The 23,608-nt window shown below is 41.9% G+C and carries 23 protein-coding genes; 8 read left to right on the top strand and 15 right to left on the bottom strand.

The features are described from left to right. The first annotated feature begins 70 nt into the window (after nucleotides 1-70). Nucleotides 71-544 (top strand): hypothetical protein, encoded by a 474-nt coding sequence (locus tag ACWM1W_RS06610; protein ID WP_005235393.1) that lies wholly within the window; start codon nucleotides 71-73, stop codon nucleotides 542-544. Nucleotides 545-624: 80 nt separating this feature from the next. Here the strand turns inward: ACWM1W_RS06610 and ACWM1W_RS06605 are convergent, their stop codons facing one another. The 7 genes from ACWM1W_RS06605 to rpiA all read right to left on the bottom strand — a co-directional run bounded on the left by ACWM1W_RS06605 (nucleotide 625) and on the right by rpiA (nucleotide 7,362). Beyond that, nucleotides 625-978, bottom strand: coding sequence for a YnfA family protein (locus ACWM1W_RS06605; RefSeq protein WP_005235392.1), 354 nt, complete (start codon nucleotides 976-978; stop codon nucleotides 625-627). Nucleotides 979-1,085: 107 nt separating this feature from the next. Further along, nucleotides 1,086-3,362, bottom strand: coding sequence for an ATP-dependent Clp protease ATP-binding subunit ClpA (gene clpA, locus ACWM1W_RS06600; protein WP_375725700.1), 2,277 nt, complete (start codon nucleotides 3,360-3,362; stop codon nucleotides 1,086-1,088). Nucleotides 3,363-3,371: 9 nt separating this feature from the next. After that, complete coding sequence (gene clpS, locus ACWM1W_RS06595; protein WP_034170359.1) at nucleotides 3,372-3,785, bottom strand: ATP-dependent Clp protease adapter ClpS; 414 nt, start codon at nucleotides 3,783-3,785, stop codon at nucleotides 3,372-3,374. Nucleotides 3,786-3,803: 18 nt separating this feature from the next. Then, a complete protein-coding gene (locus ACWM1W_RS06590) occupies nucleotides 3,804-4,550 on the bottom strand; it encodes a DUF6776 family protein (protein ID WP_004786014.1) in 747 nt (248 codons plus the stop codon). A gap of 76 nt (nucleotides 4,551-4,626) precedes the next feature. Next, complete coding sequence (argC, locus tag ACWM1W_RS06585; RefSeq protein ID WP_375725707.1) at nucleotides 4,627-5,682, bottom strand: N-acetyl-gamma-glutamyl-phosphate reductase; 1,056 nt, start codon at nucleotides 5,680-5,682, stop codon at nucleotides 4,627-4,629. 198 nt (nucleotides 5,683-5,880) lie between these two features. Further along, complete coding sequence (locus tag ACWM1W_RS06580; protein ID WP_004786018.1) at nucleotides 5,881-6,561, bottom strand: M48 family metallopeptidase; 681 nt, start codon at nucleotides 6,559-6,561, stop codon at nucleotides 5,881-5,883. 129 nt (nucleotides 6,562-6,690) lie between these two features. After that, nucleotides 6,691-7,362: a ribose-5-phosphate isomerase RpiA gene (gene rpiA / locus ACWM1W_RS06575; RefSeq protein WP_034170356.1), complete on the bottom strand. Its 672-nt coding sequence runs from the start codon at nucleotides 7,360-7,362 to the stop codon at nucleotides 6,691-6,693. 104 nt (nucleotides 7,363-7,466) lie between these two features. On the opposite strand from rpiA, the gene ilvA reads away from it, so the two are divergent. The 3 genes from ilvA to ACWM1W_RS06560 all read left to right on the top strand — a co-directional run bounded on the left by ilvA (nucleotide 7,467) and on the right by ACWM1W_RS06560 (nucleotide 11,161). Then, the gene (ilvA, locus tag ACWM1W_RS06570) at nucleotides 7,467-9,005 is read left to right on the top strand and encodes a threonine ammonia-lyase, biosynthetic (protein ID WP_375725699.1); all 1,539 of its coding nucleotides are present in this window, start codon (nucleotides 7,467-7,469) and stop codon (nucleotides 9,003-9,005) included. Nucleotides 9,006-9,167: 162 nt separating this feature from the next. Next, nucleotides 9,168-9,824 (top strand): potassium channel family protein, encoded by a 657-nt coding sequence (locus ACWM1W_RS06565; protein ID WP_125278300.1) that lies wholly within the window; start codon nucleotides 9,168-9,170, stop codon nucleotides 9,822-9,824. Beyond that, nucleotides 9,821-11,161, top strand: coding sequence for a TrkH family potassium uptake protein (locus ACWM1W_RS06560; RefSeq protein ID WP_313659699.1), 1,341 nt, complete (start codon nucleotides 9,821-9,823; stop codon nucleotides 11,159-11,161). The genes ACWM1W_RS06565 and ACWM1W_RS06560 overlap by 4 nt, the downstream gene beginning before the upstream one ends. A gap of 64 nt (nucleotides 11,162-11,225) precedes the next feature. On the opposite strand, the gene ACWM1W_RS06555 is transcribed toward ACWM1W_RS06560, so the two are convergent. The 3 genes from ACWM1W_RS06555 to ACWM1W_RS06545 form a co-directional block, all read right to left on the bottom strand. Next, entirely contained in the window at nucleotides 11,226-12,368 is a 1,143-nt protein-coding gene (locus tag ACWM1W_RS06555; RefSeq protein ID WP_375725698.1) for a phospholipase A, read from the bottom strand. 22 nt (nucleotides 12,369-12,390) lie between these two features. Next, nucleotides 12,391-15,330, bottom strand: a complete 2,940-nt coding sequence (locus ACWM1W_RS06550; RefSeq protein WP_375725697.1) for an insulinase family protein — start codon at nucleotides 15,328-15,330, stop codon at nucleotides 12,391-12,393. A gap of 147 nt (nucleotides 15,331-15,477) precedes the next feature. Then, nucleotides 15,478-15,927, bottom strand: a complete 450-nt coding sequence (locus ACWM1W_RS06545) for a GNAT family N-acetyltransferase (RefSeq protein WP_375725696.1) — start codon at nucleotides 15,925-15,927, stop codon at nucleotides 15,478-15,480. Between the two features lie 261 nt (nucleotides 15,928-16,188). On the opposite strand from ACWM1W_RS06545, the gene ACWM1W_RS06540 reads away from it, so the two are divergent. Genes ACWM1W_RS06540 through ACWM1W_RS06530 form a run of 3 tightly spaced genes read left to right on the top strand, consistent with a single transcriptional unit; the run spans nucleotide 16,189 to nucleotide 18,157 of the window. Next, nucleotides 16,189-17,193 carry an adenosine kinase gene (locus ACWM1W_RS06540; protein WP_375725695.1) on the top strand — a complete coding sequence of 335 codons (1,005 nt, stop codon included), beginning with the start codon at nucleotides 16,189-16,191 and terminating at the stop codon, nucleotides 17,191-17,193. A gap of 14 nt (nucleotides 17,194-17,207) precedes the next feature. Beyond that, complete coding sequence (locus ACWM1W_RS06535; RefSeq protein WP_373684488.1) at nucleotides 17,208-17,516, top strand: Rieske (2Fe-2S) protein; 309 nt, start codon at nucleotides 17,208-17,210, stop codon at nucleotides 17,514-17,516. A 20-nt stretch (nucleotides 17,517-17,536) separates the two neighbouring features. Next, complete coding sequence (locus tag ACWM1W_RS06530) at nucleotides 17,537-18,157, top strand: OB-fold-containig protein (RefSeq protein ID WP_005235372.1); 621 nt, start codon at nucleotides 17,537-17,539, stop codon at nucleotides 18,155-18,157. Nucleotides 18,158-18,215: 58 nt separating this feature from the next. Here the strand turns inward: ACWM1W_RS06530 and ACWM1W_RS06525 are convergent, their stop codons facing one another. After that, nucleotides 18,216-18,890 (bottom strand): YidB family protein, encoded by a 675-nt coding sequence (locus ACWM1W_RS06525; protein WP_005235371.1) that lies wholly within the window; start codon nucleotides 18,888-18,890, stop codon nucleotides 18,216-18,218. A 113-nt stretch (nucleotides 18,891-19,003) separates the two neighbouring features. Next, nucleotides 19,004-19,474, bottom strand: a complete 471-nt coding sequence (locus ACWM1W_RS06520) for a DUF6231 family protein (protein WP_005235370.1) — start codon at nucleotides 19,472-19,474, stop codon at nucleotides 19,004-19,006. Between the two features lie 35 nt (nucleotides 19,475-19,509). On the opposite strand from ACWM1W_RS06520, the gene ACWM1W_RS06515 reads away from it, so the two are divergent. Further along, on the top strand, nucleotides 19,510-20,382 hold the full coding sequence (locus ACWM1W_RS06515; RefSeq protein WP_034170346.1) for a DUF2797 domain-containing protein: 873 nt from the start codon (nucleotides 19,510-19,512) through the stop codon (nucleotides 20,380-20,382). A 116-nt stretch (nucleotides 20,383-20,498) separates the two neighbouring features. Here the strand turns inward: ACWM1W_RS06515 and ACWM1W_RS06510 are convergent, their stop codons facing one another. The 3 genes from ACWM1W_RS06510 to ACWM1W_RS06500 all read right to left on the bottom strand — a co-directional run bounded on the left by ACWM1W_RS06510 (nucleotide 20,499) and on the right by ACWM1W_RS06500 (nucleotide 23,404). Beyond that, nucleotides 20,499-22,364: a SurA N-terminal domain-containing protein gene (locus tag ACWM1W_RS06510; RefSeq protein ID WP_005235368.1), complete on the bottom strand. Its 1,866-nt coding sequence runs from the start codon at nucleotides 22,362-22,364 to the stop codon at nucleotides 20,499-20,501. Nucleotides 22,365-22,494: 130 nt separating this feature from the next. Continuing rightward, nucleotides 22,495-22,767 (bottom strand): HU family DNA-binding protein, encoded by a 273-nt coding sequence (locus tag ACWM1W_RS06505; protein ID WP_004786051.1) that lies wholly within the window; start codon nucleotides 22,765-22,767, stop codon nucleotides 22,495-22,497. A 157-nt stretch (nucleotides 22,768-22,924) separates the two neighbouring features. Continuing rightward, nucleotides 22,925-23,404, bottom strand: a complete 480-nt coding sequence (locus ACWM1W_RS06500) for a phasin family protein (RefSeq protein WP_034170344.1) — start codon at nucleotides 23,402-23,404, stop codon at nucleotides 22,925-22,927. Nucleotides 23,405-23,608: the final 204 nt, after the last annotated feature.

The following is a 23,608-nucleotide window of genomic DNA, read 5'->3' as shown; positions in this document are numbered from 1 at the left end:
ATCTCTGGTGCTTTTTTTGTTTCAGCTCTTATAATCAGAATTGAAACGACATAAAAAGTGATGCGATACAATGCAAAAAAAATATTGGACTTTGGCACTCTTGGCAGGTTTTAGTAGTGCTGCTTTACCGGTGTATGCTTCTGAATTCGACCAGTATCTCCAAGTAAAAGGCATTCTAGACAGCAAGTTTAAAATTGAGAAAAAAGCTGAGCTGAACGAACTGCTTGCCGTGCTAAGTGCGGAAGATTCCAAGACTTTGCCACTACAAATCGATCAGAATACAATCATAGAACAGTTACAACTTACTGCCAATAAAACCACACTTAAAGGCATGATCACTACACCCGACTTTAGCCAGTTTGAGAAAGACCTAGGTCGTAAAGAAGTCCTTAAGGTGATTCGTAATAATCTTCTAAATAACTGTCAGATCTTTTTTGAACATCGCTATCAAATCGTCAATCCTTATAAAATCGAACTTAGCCTTAGCTCCCAAACGCATACTTATAATGTAGATCTCTCCCAGAAAGACTGTAATGTAAAATAATCTTGTCCAGAATCAATAAAGGCAGCTATAGCTGCCTTTTATATTTAGATTAGTTCTCATTGCTAAACACACCTAGACGATTAACGAATCAAACCTTGTGGCTGTAAAATAATAATCAGCGCACCTAGAATGACCACCACTCCACCCAGCAGATCCCAACGTGAAAGGCTGACCTGATCCACGAATCTCAGCCACATCAACGCTGAGAAAATATAAATTCCCCCATAAGCGGCATAAATACGCCCAGAAGCGGCTGGATGCAAAGTCAAAAGCCAGACGAACGCAGCTAAGGCTAATGCCGCCGGAACCCACAACCACTGACTCTTAGCCTGATTTAAAATCAGGTAAGGAAAATAACAGCCCAAAATTTCCATCAATGCCGTTAATAAAAACAGAAAAAACGTAGTTAAAAGCTTGCTAATCTGGATATCCATATATTTCTCTAAATCAGAAACTCTTTAAACCAAGAGTACATAAATTAAGGGTAAATAAAACAACAAAACCCGTGCGAACACGGGTCTGATGATGATCTATTCAATGATTAAGCTGGTTCAGCAGTCTGGTCTTCGAAGACTTCAAGTTTCAGACCGACAGACTTACCATTTTCTTTCTTCACAGAAACTGAAACGTTACCACCATTTTCGGCCAGTTCACCAAACAGAATCATTTCAGCCAATGGTTTTTTCAGATGTTCCTGAATCAGACGTTGCATTGGTCGAGCACCCATCAAGCGATCATAGCCATTTTCAGCCATCCACTCACGTGCGCTTTGATCCACCTCTAGCACTACTTTCTTCTCATCCAGTTGTGCTTGAAGTTCAGTCAGGAATTTATCCACGACATTTTCAATAATGGTATTCGGCAACGCCTTGAACTGAATCACGCCATCTAGACGGTTACGGAATTCTGGCGAGAACGCTTTCTTCATTGCTTCCTGGTTGTCATTACTGTTGTCCTGTTCCATGAAACCAATGCTGACACGAGAAATACTTTCCGCACCAATATTAGTCGTTAGAACCAGCACCACATTACGGAAATCGGACTTACGACCATTATTATCCGTTAATGAACCATGATCCATGATTTGTAATAGCAAGTTGAATACATCTGGATGGGCTTTTTCAATCTCATCCAGCAGCAATACACAGTGCGGATTTTTGTGAATTGCATCGGTCAACAAACCACCTTGGTCAAAACCAACATAGCCAGGAGGCGCACCGATCAGACGAGAGACTGCGTGACGTTCCATATATTCAGACATATCGAAACGTACCAGCTCTACACCCAAAATTTTCGCCAATTGCTTGGTAACTTCAGTTTTACCCACACCGGTAGGACCAGCGAAGACAAAACTACCGACTGGCTTATCTGGAGATTTCAAACCTGCACGAGACAGTTTGATCGCAGAAGCCAAAGCTTCAATTGCTTCATCCTGGCCGAAGACCACACGTTTCAGATCACGCTCAAGGTTCTCCAGTACAGACTTATCATCTTTAGAGACGGTTTTCGGTGGAATACGGGCAATCTTGGACACAATGTCTTCGATGTTTTCAACCGTAATCAGGCTGTCATCTTGCTCAGCTTTCAAACGTCGTTGTGCGCCGGCTTCATCAATCACGTCAATCGCTTTATCTGGCAAGAATCGGTCATTAATAAATTTCGCTGACAGCTCAACCGCAGAAACCAGTGCCTGATCGTCATACTGTACATGATGGAAATCTTCAAATTTAGATTTCAGGCCACGCAAGATATCAATCGTTTCTGTAATCGAAGGTTCATTCACATCTATTTTTTGGAACCGACGTGACAAGGCATGATCTTTTTCAAAGACCTGACGATATTCCTGGAATGTGGTTGAACCGATGCAACGTAAAGATCCGTTCGCTAATGCTGGTTTGATCAGGTTCGATGCATCCATAGTGCTGCCCATGCTTGAACCTGCACCGATGATCATATGAATTTCATCAATGAACAGCACTGCATCCGATTTTTTCTTCAAGGCATTTAATAGTTGTTTTAAACGCTTTTCGAAATCACCACGGTATTTAGTTCCCGCCACCAGCGCACCGATATCTAGGCTATAGATTTCAGCATTTTCTAGCGGTTTTGGTGCCTTACCATTTACGATCAACCAAGCCAGACCTTCAGCAATCGACGTTTTACCCACGCCTGGATCACCGACCAGCAATGGGTTATTTTTACGGCGACGGCATAAAATTTGCGCTGCCCGCTCAATTTCTTTTTCACGGCCAATCAATGGATCTGTCTTGCCGCGTTGAGCTTCCAGATTCAAATTGGTCGTATACAGCTCTAGCGGACCAGAATTATTGGAAGAAGCCGATTCACCATCCAGCTCTTCAATTTCTTCTTCAGACTGTACTTCGTCTTTACGCGTACCATGAGAAAGGTACTGAGTTAAAGTCAGACGGTTAATCTGATGACGTTTAAGCAGATAAACCGCAAAAGAATCACGCTCAGAATACATCGCAACCAGAATATCGGCGCCTTCTACAGTACGATCACCGCCACTGGATTGAACATGGAAAATTGCACGTTGCAAAATCCGGTCAAAACTTTCTGTAGGATGAGGTGCCTGATCACTATTTTCACCGAGTTTAGGGGTATGTTGTTCTACATACTCTTCTAATTCTTTACGCAAAACGATAATATCTGCACCACATGCTTTTAAGGCATTCACGGCAGAATCATTGTCGAGTAAAGCTAATAATAAATGTTCTACGGTCAGGAACTCATGTCTCTTTTGACGAGCCATGCTGACAGCCAAACGTAGTGATACTTCTAATTGACGACTGAGCATGCAACCCCCTTAATCTTTCGGCTCAATCTGGCAAAGTAAAGGATGACCTTGAGATCGAGCGTAATTATTGACTTGGTTCGCTTTGGTTTCCGCAATGTCTCGAGGATAGACCCCAGCTACACCTTTTCCTTCATAATGTACAGTTAGCATTACTTGTGTAGCTTGGTCAAGATTCATTGCAAAGTATTGTTGTAAAATTTCAATTACAAACTCCATTGGAGTGTAGTCGTCATTCAATAACACCACTGCATACATCGGTGGACGCTTCAGTTCAGGAGGTGCAGTCTGGACTGCAAGGTCAGCGTCATCATCGTGAAAAGGCTCGTCTGTTAAACGCGGGCTAATATGCCAATCAACCATGCCGGACTCGTAAAAAGAATTTTTGATCTCACTTAAACATTTTGGACGTTTATTGCTTGGCATACGATTTCTATTTCACACTTAATTTGCATTTGCTTCAGTTTTTGGAATCTCTGACAGGACTGTTGACTGGCTTTCAACAGCTTTCCCTTGATCCCAGCTAAAACGGCGAATTACAGGCTTAGCACCTGAGAGACGCACTTCAATAAATTCTGGTTTAAAGCCTTTAGGCATGGTCCAGCGACCAGTCAAACGTTCGTAATTGTCGAAATTAAAGTTTTTATCTTCAAGCGGCACGACCAGAATTTCAGTGCCCTTAATCAAGCGCAGTTCCACTGTACCAGAGGCGCGATTTTTGCCCGGACTGACCTGAACCAGATCAATCTGGTATTCAAAGGCATTATCAGGTAAAGCTTTGATCCCCAGATGTTGAACTGTTAATGCTAAACCACCGCGTTGACGCAAAATCTCGCGGTAGATCGTACCAACGCTTTCAGCCTGCTCCTGGGCATCACGCGCCTTATTTGCTGCAAGATAAAGATCATTGGCATTACTAACGGCCAAATCACGTTCTTGTACCGCTGTATTCAGAGATTTATTCAGTGTTTCCAGACTGGTTTTCTGTTTTTGTACCACTTCAACCAGTTGTTCTGCATCTGCCTCAAAACCTACCGCAGTCAAACCTTGCCGATGCCCGACCGTATAGCCCAGCAAGCCACTACCCAGAATCAACACAGCAGCACCGATTACCAAAGGTGTATTGCCTTTCATCAATGGTTTCTTTGTAGAGGGTTCCTGGATCGTCATGTTTGACTCATTATTCGGCATTTTGATCTCTGTATACTTTGTTCAAGACACACATTTAAATCCAAATCTAAATGTGTGTGAAGTTCTAATACGTTTTTTATGGTAATAAACCAATATTATTCAAGCCTGCATTTTCTGCAAAGCCAAACATCAGGTTCATGTTTTGTACTGCCTGACCAGCTGCACCTTTGACCAGATTGTCCTGAGCCACCAGAATCACCAGTTTGGTTGGTTGTGGCTTATACAGTGCGATACGCAACTGGTTAGCACCACGCACCGAACGGGTTTCTGGCGAACTGCCTGCTGGCATCACATCAACAAACTGTTCATTGGCATAGAATTGCTCGTACAGTGACTGCAAGTCAGCTGCCTGGCCTGCTTCAGTCAAGTCGATATAAATCGTTGATAACATGCCACGAATCATCGGCACCAGATGCGGCACAAACAGGATATGGTCAAATACGCCTTTTTGACCTGAAATGTTTTCCAATGCTTCTACGATTTCAGGATGGTGACGATGGCCTGCAACGCCATAAGCCTTAAAGTTATCAGCATTTTCAGAATAGATCATGCCCAGGCTTGCTTTACGACCTGCACCTGATACGCCTGATTTCGCATCGATAATAATGCTTTCTGGTTTTACCAAGGCTTCATTTGATTTCAATACGGGTGCTAGACCAAGCTGAACCGTCGTTGGATAACAGCCCGGATTACCAATCACACTCGCCTGTTTGATCTGTTCACGATTAAGTTCAGACAGACCATAAACAGAATCTTTTAATACTTCTGGGCAAGCATGTTCCATGCTATACCATTTTTCGAATTGTTCTAGATTTTGCAAACGGAAATCCGCTGCAAGGTCAATTACCTTGGTATTAGCTGCAATAAGTTCTTCAGCATGTTTCATGGCAACGCCATGTGGTGTCGCGAAAAATGCCACATCACATGATTTTAAAAGATCAAGGCTGAGGTCAGAAAATTGAAGATCCGTATGTCCACGCAGACTCGGGAACATATCGTCAACACGACGGCCTGCTTCAGTACGTGATGTCAGTGCTTTAACTTCTACATTCGGATGTCGCAGTAATAGACGTAAAAGTTCAACGCCTGTATAACCTGTACCACCCACAATACCCACTGAAATCACGATGATTACCTCAAACTAGATGTTTCCTTTATGGGCTGTAGTATGACAGGAACTTGAGGTTTTCTAAACTGTTTCACTAGGGATTGATGGTTTTTTATTTACGCTTCTATTTTGAGTGTTTTTAAAAACTTTAAGAGAATTATATCTTTTGCTTAGGCTATTTAGAAGTAAGTAAATACTATCTTCGTTCCTCTAAAGATATTCTTAAGCTGCCCACCAATATGGCATGACAGTATTTTTCAGAATTTTGCGGTGAGTTAAATAGTTTGGATCATGCTTTGCCACTTCCGCCCAGAAACGAGGACTATGGTCAAAATGCCGGGTATGGGCTAATTCATGCACACATAAATAACGCACGATATTTTCAGGAAACAGAATGATGCCACTATTTAGCATGATGTCATGTTTGGCAGAACAACTGCCCCATCGTGTTTTCGGTTGGCGAACATTACAAATGTTAAATGATAATCCTGTTTCTTGGCTTACTTTGTCCAGATAAACAGGCAACTGTTCTTTAGCATAAGAAATGGCAAAGGCTTTTAAATAGGTTTCAGGATGACGGTCACTGATCGATAGCTGTAATAATTTAGCATCAAAAACAAAGTTCTGCTTTTGACTTTGATACACGATCTGGATTGGCTGAGCCTGATCGAAAAGCTGCAATTCTGCTGGTAAAGATCTATCAATACTTTGATTTTTTTCCTGCTGCAATTTCCATGTTTTCAGTAGCCAGCTTTCAGCTTGATCAATAAAATTCTGAATCTGTTTTTTGCTACAAAATACAGGTGCGGTTAAACGGATTTGATCACCTTCTACACGCAGTCTGAGACGTGTTGAGCGAACATTTCGAGTAATTTGAATTTCAGGTAGGTCGTTTAGGGTCATTTTTTATATTTAATCGTTATTTAAATCCTCCTCCTTGCGCAGCAGTGCTGCTCACCTTTTCAAAGGAGGGAGAAAGCCCCTCTTTTTTAAAGAGGGGTTTGGGGAGATTAGCTCTTCAAGGAGTTAAAATTAAACAGCAGTACGCTCTTCAATACCATTATTGGTCGCAACAATCGCAATATCCGCTTTATTGATCGCGAAAATACCGTTACATACGACGCCTGGAATGTCATTAATCGTTTTTTCCAGCTCAAGCGCATTCAGAATATTCAGGTTATGCACATCCAAAATAACATTTCCATTATCAGTCACTACACCTTCACGGTAAGCAGGATCACCACCTAATGCCACCAACTTACGTGCGACTGCTGAACGTGCCATTGGAATCACTTCAACAGGTAATGGGAAATCACGACCCAACTGCTCTACCCATTTCGAATCATCGACGATACATACGAATTTTTTCGCAATCGACGCCACGATTTTTTCACGTGTAAGCGCAGCACCACCACCTTTGATCATGTGCATATGACGGTCAATTTCATCAGCACCATCGACATAGGCATCTAAACCGCCCACGCTATTCATATCAACCACTTCAATGCCTAATTTTTTCAGACGCTGTGCAGTCGCTTCAGAACTTGCAACAGCAGCTTCCAATTGCAGTTCTGGTAAAAGGTCAATTAAAAAGTTAACGGTACTACCTGTACCTACGCCTAAAATGCCCCCTTTTGGTAAGTGTTTTAAAGCCGCTTTGGCTGCAGCTTGTTTTTTCTCATCTTGGGTTGCATATAGACTCATGACATCACTCAACTAATTTGGACTTTTGCAGTAATTTTAAACCGCAAAGCCGTGTGGTTTGTTACAATAGAGTCTTATTTTAAACTGTTAGATGGAAAATTAACATGCTGTCTCGTTTGGTTCGACAAATTTTACAAGCAACGGTCTACGATGTTGCAATCGAAACCCCACTCGAAGCAGCGCCACGAATTAGCGAACGCTTAAATAATAATATTCGCTTTAAACGTGAAGATTTACAACCGGTCTTTTCATTCAAACTACGCGGTGCCTATAACCGTATTAGTCAATTACCGAAATCACAACTCGAACGTGGCGTTATCACAGCTTCAGCAGGCAACCATGCACAAGGCGTGGCACTGTCAGGGAAAAAGCTGGGGATTCGCGCGATTATTGTGATGCCAAAAACCACGCCCGATATTAAAGTCCAAGCGGTAAAACGTTTAGGCGGTGAAGTAGTATTACATGGTGATTCATTTGACGTTGCCAACAAATATGCCATTCAACGTGCCGAAGAAGATGGCATGACCTTTATTCCACCTTATGACGATGAACTGGTGATGGCCGGTCAAGGCACCATTGCCAATGAAATTTTGCGTCAATGGCGTGATGTGGAATATGTCTTCGTTGCTGTTGGTGGTGGTGGCCTGATTGCCGGTGTTGCAGCGTACTTGGGAGATGTGGCTCCGCATGTCAAAGTTATTCCTGTGGAATATGATGAATCCGCGTGCTTAAAAGCGGCCTTAGAAGCCAATGAACGTGTGATTCTTCCATCTGTCGGTTTATTTGCCGATGGTACTGCAGTGGCACAAATTGGTGAAAAACCTTTTGAGGTCATCCGCCTGCAAAAATCAGATAATTCTGGCCCAATCGTTGAACCTGATGTGGTACTGGTCAATACCGATGAAGTCTGTGCAGCAATTAAAGATACCTATGACGAATGTCGTAGTATTGTAGAACCATCTGGTGCAATGGCATTGGCTGGTATCAAAAAATATGTAGCAGAACACGGCATTAAAGGCAAAAACATCGTATCGATTGTTTGCGGTGCGAACATGAACTTCGACCGTCTGCGCTATATTGCCGAACGTACAGAACTCGGCGAACGCAAAGAAGCTATCTTTGCCGTAACTATTCCAGAAGAAAAAGGTTCATTCCTGAAATTCTGCCGTGCACTACAAGGCCGTAATATCACAGAGTTTAACTACCGTTCAAGTGATGCTTCTGCAGCTCAGGTCTTTGTCGGTATCAGCCTGAAAAATGGTGAAAAAGAACGTCAGGAAATCTATGAAAACCTGAAATTCGACTACGATGTTGATGATCTGTCTGATGACGAAGTCGCAAAACTACATATCCGTTACCTGATCGGCGGTCATGCCGATATTGAAAATGAACGCCTGTTCCGCGTGGAATTCCCGGAACGTCCAGGTGCCCTGCTAATGTTCCTAGAACGTCTTGGCCCAACGCATAACATCACCCTGTTCCATTACCGTAACCACGGCGCTGCAGAAGGTCGCGTACTGGTCGGCCTGGAAGCAGAAGATGCCCAGCAGAATCCAGATGGTTTGATCGAAACTTTGAAAAGCATCACTTATCCATATGAAGAAATCACCAATAACCTGGGTTATCAGCGTTTCTTGAAATAATCAGTTTAATATAAACCGCCCATTGAGGCGGTTTTTTTATGTCCGGCTGAAAAAATGTATGAAGTATTTATGTAAGGCCAGATAGCTGAAAACTATAAAAATCTTTAAGATACGTACTTAGACATGAACTGATTTGAAATAAAAAGATTTAGGGAAATATGCATGGCTTTATTTGCAGTCATTGGGCTGGGCAGCTTCGGTGCAACAGTAGCGACTCAACTGATCAGCCTGAAACATGATGTGATTGGAATCGACCTCGATAAAAAATATGTGGAAAATATTTCCGATCAGCTCACCCATGCGGTCATTGCCGATGCAACCGATGAGCATGTTCTGGATGAACTGGATATCCAGCGCTGTGAAGCAGTCGTAGTCGCAATTGGTGAAGATATTGAAGCCAGTATTCTGTGTGTACTGCATCTGAAAAATATGGGTGTAAAGAAAATCTGGGCCAAAGCCAAATCCAAAGCCCACCATATGATTTTGACTCATCTGAATGTCGAAAAAATTATTCATCCTGAAGAAGATATGGGCGTCCGTGTGGCACAATCACTCAGCTATCCGATGGTTAGTCGTTATATGTCACTTGAAGACGATCACTATATTGTCAAAATTGAGATTCATGCCAATCATCATGACACTCCTTTACGCCAGTTAATGAACCAGGTTCCCGAAATTAAAGTTCTTTTGCATAAACGCGGCACTGAAATACAGCATATCGTAGATCTTGAGCTGTTACTTAAAGAAGGTGACATTCTGGTAGTGGAAGGATTGCTAGAACCTTTACGCCGTTTGTCCAAGCATTTTAAGGCCATATGAAAAGCTCAAATTTAAACCAGAACAGGATTGTTAATCTCAGTCCACCGAGTCTACTGGCCTTAGGTTTTCTAGGACTGATTTTTATTGGTTCTTTATTACTGATGCTGCCCTTTGCTCATCAAACTGAAATCAGCTGGTTAGAGGCGATTTTTACAGCGACTTCTGCAGTGACAATTACCGGACTGTCTGTGGTCAATGTTGGTGAAGCTTATACACCCTTTGGGCAGGTCGTGATTATGTTCCTGCTGCAATGTGGTGGCCTCGGTTTTATGACCTTTGCCATACTCGCCTTCATGAGCCTGTCTCCTAAACTTGGTTTAAGACAGCAAGTAATGGCACAGGAAGCTATTGGCCAGACCAGTTTGAAGAAAGTCAGTTTTACCATTAAAGCAGTTTTCCTATATTCCCTGTTTTTCGAAGCGATTGGCACCCTGATTTTAACCTTGGCGTGGCTGGAAGATTATCCTTTTGGTGAAGCACTGTTTTATGCGGCTTTCTATAGTGTTTCTGCGTTTAATAATGGCGGGTTTTCTCTTTTCCCAAATAGTTTAATGAGCTTTTCCGAGCAGTATTTTGTGACCTTTACGATCAGTATGCTGTATATCATTGGCGGGATCGGTTTTCTGGTTCTGATGGATGTAAAACAGAATAAAAGCTGGCGCAAGCTCAGTCCGAATAGCAAGCTGATTCTGACTACAATTATGGGCCTGAACCTGAGTGCTTTTATTGTACTCTGGCTATTAGAGGCCTCTAATCCACAGACTCTAGCGCTGATGAGCGTGGGTGATCAGGCACTCAACGCCTGGTTCCATGCCACCGTTCCCCGCTCCTCAGGTTTTTATAGTCTGCCCATGGACCAGATGAGTGATGCCTCAAGTCTAGTTACCATTTTTTTAATGTTTATTGGTGGTGGTTCCTTAAGTACGGCGGGCGGAATTAAAGTTGGTACGTTTATTATTGTAGTGATCAGCGTGATCAGTTTTCTACGCCGTGAAGATGAAATCCGCTTGTTCAATCATTCTATTTCTGAGAAAACTACTTTTAAAGCCTTAGCGGTTGTGTGTATTACCGCAGGTCTGGTCATGACCGGTTTTATGAGTTTACTCATTCTAGAACCCGATCATGATTTTTTAGATTTGCTATTTGAGGCGGTTTCTGCAGCCTGTACGGTTGGATTAACGCGTGGTGTTACTGGAGAATTGCAGCCAGCGAGTTTAATCATTCTAATGCTGATGATGTATGCGGGTCGTCTAGGGCCTTTAACTCTTGCCTATTTAATTGCAACACCGAAAAAGAGTCGTCTTAAACATCCGCCTTCAGAAATTCAGATTGGTTAAGATTTAAATGAATACCCATAAGCAAAAAAACCACGCCTGAGCGTGGTTTTTTACATGAAACAGATTAGTACCAATTCATTAAGGATACACCTAGACCCACATAGGTCGCACGGTGATTATAATCAATCAGACTTTCACCATAACCATCAAAGAGCTGGAATTGGCCGCGTAGACGCCCACTGATCGGAAATGACCAGTCGAACTGTACCGCACCACGGTTATCATCACCACCTTTAAGTGTATGACGCAACATCAGGGAAAAATCGTGGGCATTATGACGATAAAATGCAGTTAAATCCCCACGCCCGATATAGTTTTTAATCTCGGGATTATTGTCATCTGCACGATCTTCTTCAATACGATACCAAGGGCGCAGCATCATGGCGAAGTTGTCTTTTTCAAAACCGAGATTCAGCATTACCCGGTTCCAGCTACGAGATAATGGATCGGAACGGCCATTAGACTGGTGATTAAGCGTCAATCCCAGCATACGCCAGTTCAAACCAAACAAGTCATAATTGGTGCGGAAAATCAGGCTGGCTTCAGGCTCATAATTGGTTTCACGAAATGGTCTGGACTCTTCCGAGTTATACACCTGCCAACGTGAAGACTGGGTATAGCCCAACCAGAGATCCCCGTTATCACCCAGAATATTCTCAACCGCCTTGGTTTTTAAAGATAACTGGAATTTCCCCTCAATCGAGGTCAAATTCTGGTCTTCTTCAACGGTGTTATTTGGGTTTTCACTTTGCGGAAACTCGTTTTTCTTGGAAGTCCAGAATCCTGGCATCAGATAAATCGGCTGATAGGAACGGATATTCCAGGTACCCAGTTTACTTTCCGGCGACAGTTCCCAACGACTATCCAGCAAAGATAAAGCCGGAGTCAGCTTTGATCCTTCAGAAGCATAAATATTGGAAACGGTCTGTTCAATTTTTGCTTTGAGGTTATCGGGTTCGGGCGCAATTTCTATGGCTGCACGCCGTTCAGAAACAATCTCAGGCTTACTATCAGCCGGTATTTTAAATACCGCATCATAACAGGCCAAACGTTCTGAATTAGTTTCAACCGCAGAGCAAGCCTCAGCCGTTGCCGGCATCGGACTACTCACTACATTTTTATCTTCCGCATTAACTTGCGTCCCAACTACACAGCCAAACAAAACGCCCAGCTGCAAAGTTGAGCGCTTAATAGAATTAAGCGCCATCCTCTATCCTCATTGTTTTTATTTATTGAACTTGCTGAATTGTAAAGCCGAGTTGTTCTAAAGTTTCTCGTTTGGCAAATGGCGCAACAACCGCTTTTGAAGCTTTCTGTTCAACCAGATAAGTCTGTGCAACACGTTTCAAGTCATCTAAAGTGACATGCAACAAACGTTCCCGAAGCTGTTTACGGAACGCTGGTGTACGTTGATGCAGGTAGGCATAACAGGCGGTAATTGCTTCACCTGCTGGTGAACCCGGTTTATCCATACCAGCAATTAAGCCTAAGATAGCTTCTTCCAGCTGATGCGGTTGTTGAGGTGCGTTAAGCAACCATTGGATACTTGCATCAAAGTCTTGGAAAGTCTCTGCTAAGCGTGGATCGCGATAACTATAGAAGCGGAAAGAACATGCATTTCCGTCATAGTTTGCGCCGCCCCCATAAGCACCGCCTTTTTCACGGATTGCGCTATGCAGATAACCATTACGCAAGTAGCCTGCCAATACCATCAAGGCAGCAGCATCAGGATGTGAAACTTCTACCGCAGGATAAGCTGCTGCACAGAACTGTACATTAGTCTGAATCAACCAGGCTTCATCATTGCTATGATTAACTTTTTCAACCTGAGTCAATTCTGCAGGTGCAGTATTCACTTCCAGTTTGTCCCACACGTTTTGAATTTCTTCAATCAGACGCTCAGACTGCTGTTCTTCACACACCAACAGGAATTGTTTTGGTGCTTGTAGCAAGACTGCATGAATGCGTTTTAATTCATCAATCATGGCGTCATAAGCTGCTGGATCTTTTTCAGCCTGATTGACCAAGTTAATCAGCCAGTTCAAAGCACCCAGACCAGTATTATGATAATCACGCAAGGCTAGAGCACTATGCTGACGTGATGCCACTTGCATCGCATAGCTATGACCAGAACCGGAAATACGTGATTGCCAGCGAGTTTTACGTTGTTGTAATAACTCAATAATACGGCCTTTTTCATCAAAGCGTAGCTGCTCAAAACCGATCTTTAACAGACGGATCGCATCTAGATGGCTGGCCAAAGATTTAGTCGTTAAAGTTAACCACGCACTGATCTTGTTTTTGTCATCCACTTTAGAACGCAATGAAGCGCCCATGCCCAGACCACCACTGACTGCTGTTTGCAGTTGCTGAAATTGCAGGTAATCATATTCACTCGCACCAACTTCACCCATTAAAATAGACAATAGGTTGAAATACGGTGATTGCACCACTTCATCTGGAATTTTCACCAATACCTGTTGGTAATAAATCCCATTGGTACCTGCATGATAAAGATTCAACGGCGTATCTACGCGGTTACAGATAATCTCACGCAACTGGCCTTGAACAATCTGCAATTCCGCAGGCACATCTTCCAGACCCACTTTAGGTAACAAGTTCAAGTCATCCGGTGTATCCTGACGAATTTTTAATGCTTCAGTTTGGGCATTGATCTCTGCTTTTTGCTCTTCAGTTAAAGCTTTACCAATTTCAGCCAGACGTGCTTTTTCTTCTTCCGCTTCCTTGGTAGATTTGCTTGCATCCGGAACCAGAGTCAGTTGAACACGGTGCGGGTTATCTAAAAGATGTTCTTTGATCAGATTCGACAGCCACATTGGATCTTGCAATTCTTCTTTTACTGAAGCAATTGCAGAGTCCACATCCCAGACTTCTACCGGATCACGATGGTGAATTGCACTGCTTAAACCGCTCAAGATCAGGCTTAGGCCATAAGGTGTACCATCACCATTGATTTCACGCTGATGCAATTCGATCTGATGCAGGATCGCATCTACTGCCTGTTGATCAACAGGTTTAGAGGCAACATCTTCCAGAACTTTGAAAACTCCGTTTTTGAATTCTTCAGCATGTTCCGGGTTTGAACCTTGAACCGCGCAGTAGAAGGTCATTTCAAAGTTGGAATCATCTACGCCCATGAATGGGCCAGTTGACTGTGCATAACCACAGGTTTCCAAGTAATGACGTAAGGGAGATGCTGAATCTTCCAGCAAAATCCCTTCTACCAGACGCAAGCCTAAACGTAACTTGATATCACTCGCTTCTGGCAATAACCATGACAATACGTGATAAGTCTTGTCCTTCAGATCTTCCCCATCAACTGCATAGGTTTCTGTTACATTGAGTGGCGCAGTTAAACGGGTTTCTGGCGTTGAATAAAGTGTTTCACCTTTTCCAAATTTAGACAGTGCCAGATTTTCAAACTGTTCCTGTAACTCAGCAGCAGATTTATTACCAAAGGTCATAAATACAGCATTACTTGGGTGATAATGCGTTTTATAGAAATTCACCAACTCTTCATAAGTCAGGTTTGGAATATCTTTAGGATCGCCGCCTGAGTTGTAGTGATAGGTAGTGTCCGGGAATAAGTGATGCGCCAAAGTATGATAAAGCTGATCTGAAGGTGAACTCATTGCCCCTTTCATTTCATTAAATACCACGCCTTTATACACTGGCTCGCCATTTTCCAGCTCAATACGGATACCTTCCTGAGCAAAATCCAGCGGATTCAGGTTCGCAGCAAAGGCCGCATCCATATAAACTTCTAATAAGTTCTGGAAGTCTTTATCATTTTGAGTTGCGAATGGATAAGCCGTCCAGTCTGCCGCTGTAAAGGCATTCATAAAAGTATTAAGCGAACGGCGAATCATCAAGAAGAACGGATCACGTACCGGGAATTTTTCTGAGCCGCACAGTGCAGTATGTTCCAGAATGTGCGCTTCACCTTTCGAATCCATTGGCTGAGTGCGAAACGCAACAAGAAAAACATTTTCATCATGATTGGTCGCCAGATGATAATGGGTGGCGCCAGTCACTTTATGCTTATATTCAGACACTAAAATGTCTAAAGCTTCAACATGTTGTTGACGTACCAACTGAAACGCAGGATGTACAGTTTGAGAAATGGTTTCAGTGACATCTACAGTCATGCGATCTCCTAATGCTTAAATTAAAAAATTATTATTCGCATTATAGCTGTAGTTGTTTGAATTATTCACGCAGAAAACCGAGGATTTTGATCGAATTAAGTAAACCTGATCATCTGATTTTTAAATGATCAGGTTTGGCAATGATCTCTAGACCATATACTTGAAATAGTTATAACTCGGGTGGTTTTCAACAAAGACATAGTTCTGTTTTTGATAGAAACTGGCGGCCAGTTTGGTATCGGTCTGTAAACAAAGTGCTGAATAAAATGGTCGTGCCAACTGCTCCAGATAAGCCAGAAGCTGCTTACCTACACCATGTTGACGATATTTTGGATGCACATAGAAACGACGTACCCGTCCAATCCGTTCTTCAATGCCGTTATCACCCCATTGCTGGTTTAATCCGCCACAGGCAATCAGTTTATTGCCATCATAGGCACAGGCCAGAAATTCATTAGTTTGACTGAAACAGTTTTTTCCAGTGCGGTATTCTTCAATTAACTTATCAATCAGGTCATAACCTTCTTTACGCGCCAGTGTCGCTAGAGTGTCAATCTGATCAGGGAGTTGCTCGGCTGTTACAATCTTAATATCCATATACCCACACTGTGTTAGATGATTGTTCAAATGTCGCACCAGTATAACTGCTTGGTACTCTAATCTTATAAATAAAATCCAACCTTTAAATCAATGCCTGTACTCTCCACCGTTTAAAAATAAACCAATTCTTAGACCAAAGATTCAAGCTGAATAAGTTAGAGTATTTTTTAAAGTATTCTGAAAATGTTTCAGTGAACTACAGCAAACCCGAGCAATCGTGTAAACTTAGCACTTTCATTTTTAATGTGATATTTGAATATGTCTACTGTTGACCTTTTTGCGATTGGCAATGCGCTGATTGACCAGGAATTTAAAGTTTCTGATGAGTTTTTAACTGCACATCACTTGCAAAAAGGCACCATGCAACTTGCGGATGGTGAAGCTCAGGCTACTCTGTATCAAAATTTAAAAGCAACTCAAACCTATAAAGGTCAGGCTTCAGGCGGTTCAGCAGCTAATACTACGGTTGCATTTGCAGCTTTGGGCGGCTCTGCATTCTATGCCTGCCGTGTCGGTGATGATGATCTGGGGCATATCTATCTGCATGGCTTAAATGAAGCTGGCATTAAAACTACAACCCAATCGATCAGCGAAGGTGTAACTGGCACCTGTATGGTTCTGGTCAGCTCAGATTCTGAACGTACCATGCATACCTATTTAGGTATTACTGCTGAACTCACAGATAAACAGATTGATTTCCAGCCATTAACAACCGCTAAATGGCTCTATATCGAAGGCTATCTATCCACTTCAGAAACAGCGCGTCAGGCCGTAAAACAGGCGCGTGAAATTGCCAAAGCCAATGGGGTTAAAATCGCATTTACCCTTTCTGATCCTGCCATGGTGCAATATGCTCGTGCCGGTCTGGATGAAATGATTGCAGATGGCGTTGATCTCTTGTTCTGCAACCAGCAAGAAGCATTGATGTATACCGAAACAGATACCATCGAAGCAGCTCTAGCTAAACTCAAGAAATTAAGTCAATACGTTGTCATTACAATGTCAGCTGATGGTGCGCTTATTTCCAATAATAGTGAAACCTTTACTGTACCGGGCCGTGCTGTAACTGCAGTGGATGCCAATGGTGCTGGCGATGCTTTTGCGGGTGCTTTTTTATATGCACTTAACGCAGGTCTTGGTTTAAAAACAGCAGCAGAACTGGCAATTTTAGTGTCTAGTCAAGTGGTAGCGCAATTTGGTCCACGTCTGGCTGTTTCAGAATACACAGCATTATTAAAAGATGTTCTTAAGGAATGTGCTTAATGTTAAAAATTTGCATGACTGACGATATTCCAGAGCGTGAAGCGCGCTCTTTCGAACTTCCAAATGGGGATACAATTTTTATCACCCAGCGTGATGGTTCGTTTTATGCTTACCAGAATATTTGTCCACATTTACAGGTAGAACTGGAATTTCTGGAAAACCAGTTTCTGGACCGTGATCAGGAGTTTATTGAATGCTCTACTCATGGTGCGCTGTTCGTAGTAGAAAGCGGTGAATGTATTTCTGGACCTTGCCAAGGTCAATCACTTGAAAAAGTTGATATTACCGTGCATTCTGATGGTGGAATTTATCTTTCAGAATAATAGCTAAAACGGATTTTGCCATGCCTGAGTTTTTACTTGACTATAACCTGATGCCATTTCATCTCAGTTTATTGTTCATCATTCTGCTTGGTATGGCAAAAACAGTTGCCTTCTATTTTAAGCTTAAACCCAGTCAACTCCTGAAACGCATTTCCCCATATGACTTTCAGAATGTTGAATGGCTAAATGTTAAATTTTCCAAAACCCTGATTGTTTTTTTCTTCTTGATGAATTTTAGCTTTGCCGGCTATTTGCTTCAGTTTCTGATCTATTCACAGGAATATCATTTCTTACCTGCCTATTACATCATTCTACCGGCATTGATCATTGCGATTTTCTTTACCGTATTTATGATTCATTGTCTGGATCAGGTCATTCCACCTAAATATAAAAAGAATGATGTAAACCTGTTAGGCCGTTTAGCCACAATTTCGAGCGGTAATGCCCGACCCGGGTTTTCTGCCCAAGCGCGAGTTCGGGATGAGTATGGTCAGTTGCACTATGTTCAGGTCGAACCTGAATTTGGCGAACTGGAATTTCAGTCTCAGATTATTTTAATCCGTCTTAGAAAATCGCATTATGTGGCCAAGAAGATCTGTAAATCCAACCGACTCTTTAGTTTGAATCTGGAAGAAGCTTAAAGAATTCAATAGAAAAAATCCCGGCTAAAAGTCGGGATTTTTTATTGGATAGATAGATTTATTTTTTAAACAAGCCTGAGACCATATTCAATACATTCTGAATATCATTATTGGCTTCCTGCTTGCTGGTTTGCTCACCTTGTGGTGTCAGTGAATCAATAATCTGCGGCAAGACCTGAGAAATGGCGCTATAGACATCCTGTTTAGGCACATGGGTCTGTTCTGCGACCTGTTCTACTTCCTGGTCATCAAACAGGTTTTGTACCTGCTGCGGATCAAGATTGGCATTTTCACCCGGGCCAGTAGAGACCCAGTCATCGACCTGGCTATTTAAACCTTGTCCTTTGAGTTTGTCCAAGGCTCCTTGCAAACCGCCCTGTTTCTGAATCCAGGCCAAGACCAGAGGCAAGACAGCAATCAATAAAGTCTTTGTCGTTGAACTGCCACCAAGTCCAGAACTCGGTCGAGCGGAAGATTGACTCCCACCTCCGAGCTGACTGAGTACAGAACCTAAAATTGCGCCTAGACCATTTTGCTTGTTTTGCTGTTGTGAGTTTTGATGCTGCTGATTTGGATTCTGGTTTTGCTGACTGGCATTATTGATATGACCCAATACTGATCCAAGAATATCTGCCAATCCCCCTTGCTGGGATGAACGCTGCTGGGATTGCGACTGGTTATTTCCCAAGGCTTGCTTGGCCAGCATTTCCACAATACTACTAAGATTGGTCATAACTCATTCCTGTATACGACTTCTCTACAGAATAGAGTCTTGACTCCTATTTTCCATGCAGGATTTTGTTAATATTTGCAATATTGATATAAGACCTTATCAGCCCTCCAGTTTTACCAGCGATATTTATCCCAATTTTCAGGGTTAGCCCAGAATTTAGAGTTAAACCAGTCTGGCACATGTTTATAAGTCAAAATATTGAATTGCCAGAGTGCAAAATCTACCCCATGAACTGTCTTGTCAATCAGCTGGGTCAAACCCAGAGACCTGAGCAGTTTCTCATCCTGCAAGCGACTCACCACAACCAGACGTTTTGCAAATAAATCACGCATTTTAACCAGAATTTGACTCTTCTGCTGTTCTGACAATGCTAAGGTTTCAGGAGTATCCAGCATCACTATTGCCAGGTCATAACGCTGTTGAAAAGGCAGATTTAAAACCTCAGATACGTTAAAATAGTGCCATTGAATAGATTGCTGAAATTGAGATTGGGTCAAATCCTGCCCGATACAAATAGCAGTATGAATTGGCTGTTCCTTAGCGAAATCGTCTAGCATTGAAGTGATGACATTCTGTTCAGCCATGACTGCATCCTTATGATTTAAGTGAGTAATTTTTTATGGAACTTCAGGGCATTTGCCATAAAATGCACGTCGGTCTTACAGACCTTAGTGTAACTGATCAAAATACCCAGCGGGCAAATGTTGAATATAAATTAATATTAGATGGATCAGAAATTAACCTTCCATTTCAGTTAGGTCAGGAAATCGAGATTGAATGGACAGGAAATATCTATTGTGTTTCTTGCGGCAAAAAAACTTCTAAATCATTCTCACAAGGCCACTGTTTTAAATGTTTTAAAACTAAAGCTTCATGTGATATGTGCATCATGAAACCGGAAACCTGCCATTATCATTTAGGTACCTGCCGGGAAGATGAATTTGCACAGAATGTCTGCTTCCAGCCACATATTGTTTATCTGGCCAATTCCAGTGCATTGAAAGTCGGAATTACCCGTATCAATCAAATGCCGACTCGTTGGCTGGATCAAGGTGCAACTCAGGCGCTTCCTATCATGAAAGTGGGTTCTCGCCGGCTTTCCGGTAAACTGGAAGTGATGTTTGGCACCCAAGTCGCAGATAAAACTGACTGGCGTAAATTACTCAAAGGCGAAGCGGAACCTTTAAATCTGATTGAAGTTCGCGATCAGCTGATTGAAGAATTTGCACCAAAAATCCAAACCATTCGTGAAGAGTTTAATCAGAATTTGCAGTTTAATGAGAATATTGAAGTACTGGACAAGGAATTACCGCGTGAGTTCATTTATCCGGTAGAGCAATATCCAGACAAAATCAAATCTCACAATCTGGACAAAACTCCAGTGATCCGAGGCAAATTACAAGGAATTAAAGGTCAATATCTGATTCTAGATACTGGCGTGATTAATATCCGAAAATATACAGGTTATGAGCTGATTTTTAGAGCGGAATAAAATAGCCGGATTTTAAAAGAAAGCTATATGCTCTCTTTTTTATTTTCGATATGATTTATTTCACTACTCAGAATAATAAAAAACCAGCCCTCAGGCTGGTTTTTTACAATCGGATCTTATTTGATTTTTGCGTGAGATTTTAAGTAACGCGTATAGTCATCAAATTCTTGTTGACCACGAAGCTGTTGATATAATTTCACCAGTTCACTACGTTGCTCTGCACTTAAAACATCGATCGGATTTTTCTTCACTTCAGAAACTGCCACAACAACCAATTCATTTGGCATATTTGCTGTCGTTACTGACCAGTGACCTGCTTTAGGCGCTGGTACGCTAAATGCTGCACGTTGTACATCACGCTTAAGCAGACCTTCTGCGCGTGTATAGATGCCTGCATCTTCAAATACCAGTTTACCTTTCGCAACTGATGCTGCAGGCTTGGTTTTAAACTCATTTAATGCAGTTTGCACTTCAGCTTTAGCCGCAGCAAATGCTTTATCTTGAATCAGTTTCGCTTTTACTGCTGGTTTAGCTTCTGCCAGTGTCTGCTCACCCGCTGCATGATAATTGCGAACTTTTACCCAAGCCACATCACCATTGGCTAACTGAATGCTTGACGATGCATTACGGTCGCCATTTTTCACGTCATCATTAAATAGTTTAACTTTGACAGCCGCATTACTTAGCAATGGATCACGTGTCGCAAGGGTCACACCATTTGCTTTCTGAACTTGAACACCCTTCACTTCCTGAGCAACAACATCCAGCGAGTCCGCACTTACGACCATGTCATTCAGACTGTTTACCGTATCAGAGAATGCATTAGATTTTTTTGCTGCCAATACTTCTTCAGATAAACGTGCTTTTTGAGACTCAAAAGATGGAACTGCCACATCAGGCAATTGGACTGAAATAATATGGTAGCCATAATCTGTTTTAACAGGCGCTGAAACTTGACCAGATTTTAAAGATGCAACAGTCTGATCAAAAGTAGTACCGAACACGCCTTTTTCATACACAGCAATAGCACCGCCTTTAGATTTAGATTCAGGATCTTCAGAGTATTGAGCTGCTGCTTGTGTAAAAGTGGTACCGGCTTTGATTTTAGCTGCAATTTCGTTTGCCAGTTTTTTGGCTTCAGCATCGCTACGACTATCAGCAGTCACCAGAATATGTTTAACCTCTGGTTTCACATTCTGCTTCTGGTCAGCCACAAATTTATTATAGGCTTCCTGCAATTCTGCATCACTAACCGCTACATTGGCAGTATCAATATTGCTCGCCTTGATCACCACATAATCCACATCAACGCTAGTTGGTTGCTTGAACTGGGATTTGTGCTTTTCATAATATGTTGCAATATCAGCTTCTGATACTTTTACTGCTTTTTTATAGCTGTCCAGATTCACGCTAGCGATATGAATATGACGCTGTTCAGTTTGCAGATCTGCAATTTGCTGCATTTCTACCGGACTGACCAGTGGATAATCCATAAAAGTAGAAGACAGCATTTTCAGTGCATGGTCTTTACGTAAACTTTCTACTAAAGCATTGTTGGTCATGCCAATTGATTTCAGATAATTTTCATATAAAGCATTGGAAAATTTGCCATTCTCCTGGAAAGAAGGCTGCTGTGAAATCATTTGTGCGATCTGCTGGTCACTCAGGCTAATTCCCAGTTTTTCTGCCTGTTGCAAAAGCAAGGTACGCGCAATTAGGGTATCCATCGCTTTTTGATCGATGAAGCTTTGATTTAATAAGGTTTCATCACCATTGGCATAACTTAAGTATTGTTGTTTGAATGATTTTGTCAGTGACTCTAATTCTTGTTTAGAGATATCAGTTCCATTGACTGATTTTGCTGCATCAGAATTCCCGCCGCTAAAATATCCTTCAATACCTACAAGCGCTAAAGGGGTTAAAAACAGAACGAGCAAGACCTTGCCCAACCAACCCTTAATAACTTTACGAAAAGATTCCATAAGTATTCCAATATTTTATTTGCAGAGGATTTTAACCGAAAAAACCCATTGAATGAATGTGTTAATCAAAACAATTAAATCTATCAATAAAAAACGCGCCAAAGAAGGCGCGTTTTAGGATTGAAGCAGCTTAAGCAACAGCGTCTTTTAAGCCTTTACCTGCTTTGAAGCTAGGTACTTTGCTTGCTTTAATTTCAAGAGTAGCCCCAGTTTGTGGGTTACGGCCAGTACGTGCAGCACGCTCTTTAACGCCGAAAGTACCGAAACCAACTAGAGTTACTGTATCACCCGCTTTTAAAGCTTCAGTAACAGAAGCAATTGTAGCATCTAAAGCTTTACCTGCGTCAGCCTTAGATAATCCCCCTTTCTCTGCAATTGCATCAATTAATTCTGATTTATTCATGAAAACTACGTCCTCTTAATATCGTTTATTTAAGGTCCAAGAATTTGTTTAAACTACCATAACGCCTTTATAGCAATGCTTTAGGTATAAACGCAATACTTATAAACCTCTTTTTTTTCAAAATATATGCGAAAAAAACATTGAATTATGAAGAAAGTCATTTTGTGTGTATTTTTTCCGATAATTCTTTCTGTATTTTTTCTTGCTGCAAGGTCAATTCATCAACCTTGGCATGCAACTGAAGAATTAAACGCTCCAGATGTTGTACATCCTTCAGTGTTACTAATCCTATACGATTCAAGGAATGATGAACAGAGTTGTCGATCAATTTTTCAACCTTATCTTTGGTATCTGTCACAGATTCACGTGCTTTTTCGGAGACTTTTTCCACAGTTTGATCTGCAATATCGACTGTTTTGGATTCCAGCTCTTCTCCGACCTTGACCAGCGAGTCAAACAGTTTATTGCCTTCTTCCTCCGCCCGGGAAAATGCCCCAAGGCCAGCTAACCAGATCTGCTTGGTATATTTGCGAAAGTCCAGCATCGAACGTCGCTCGGAAGCAGACTTTGACTTACTCTTCACTGGTTTTTCAATCAATTCCTGATCTGTATCTTGTGTCGTTTTTGTTTTATCCATGTACACGACTCCTGCTTATTCTCTATGCAAATATCATAAAATTATCTACAAAATCACCGCATAATAGCAAATTTAGGGCTTGATAGATTTGCTAAACTGTTCTACAAAGCACTTTATTTCAAGTCTAATTTGATTTAACCCTGAAATCTTTTACTCAGCAGGATGCTTTTTCATTTTAATTTTCAGGTAAGGATTGGTTGTATA

The organism is Acinetobacter sp. TW_SC_4 (assembly GCF_054861205.1).
The sequence above is the reverse complement of the archived record's forward strand: the minus strand, read 5'-3'. Positions and strand labels throughout refer to the sequence as shown.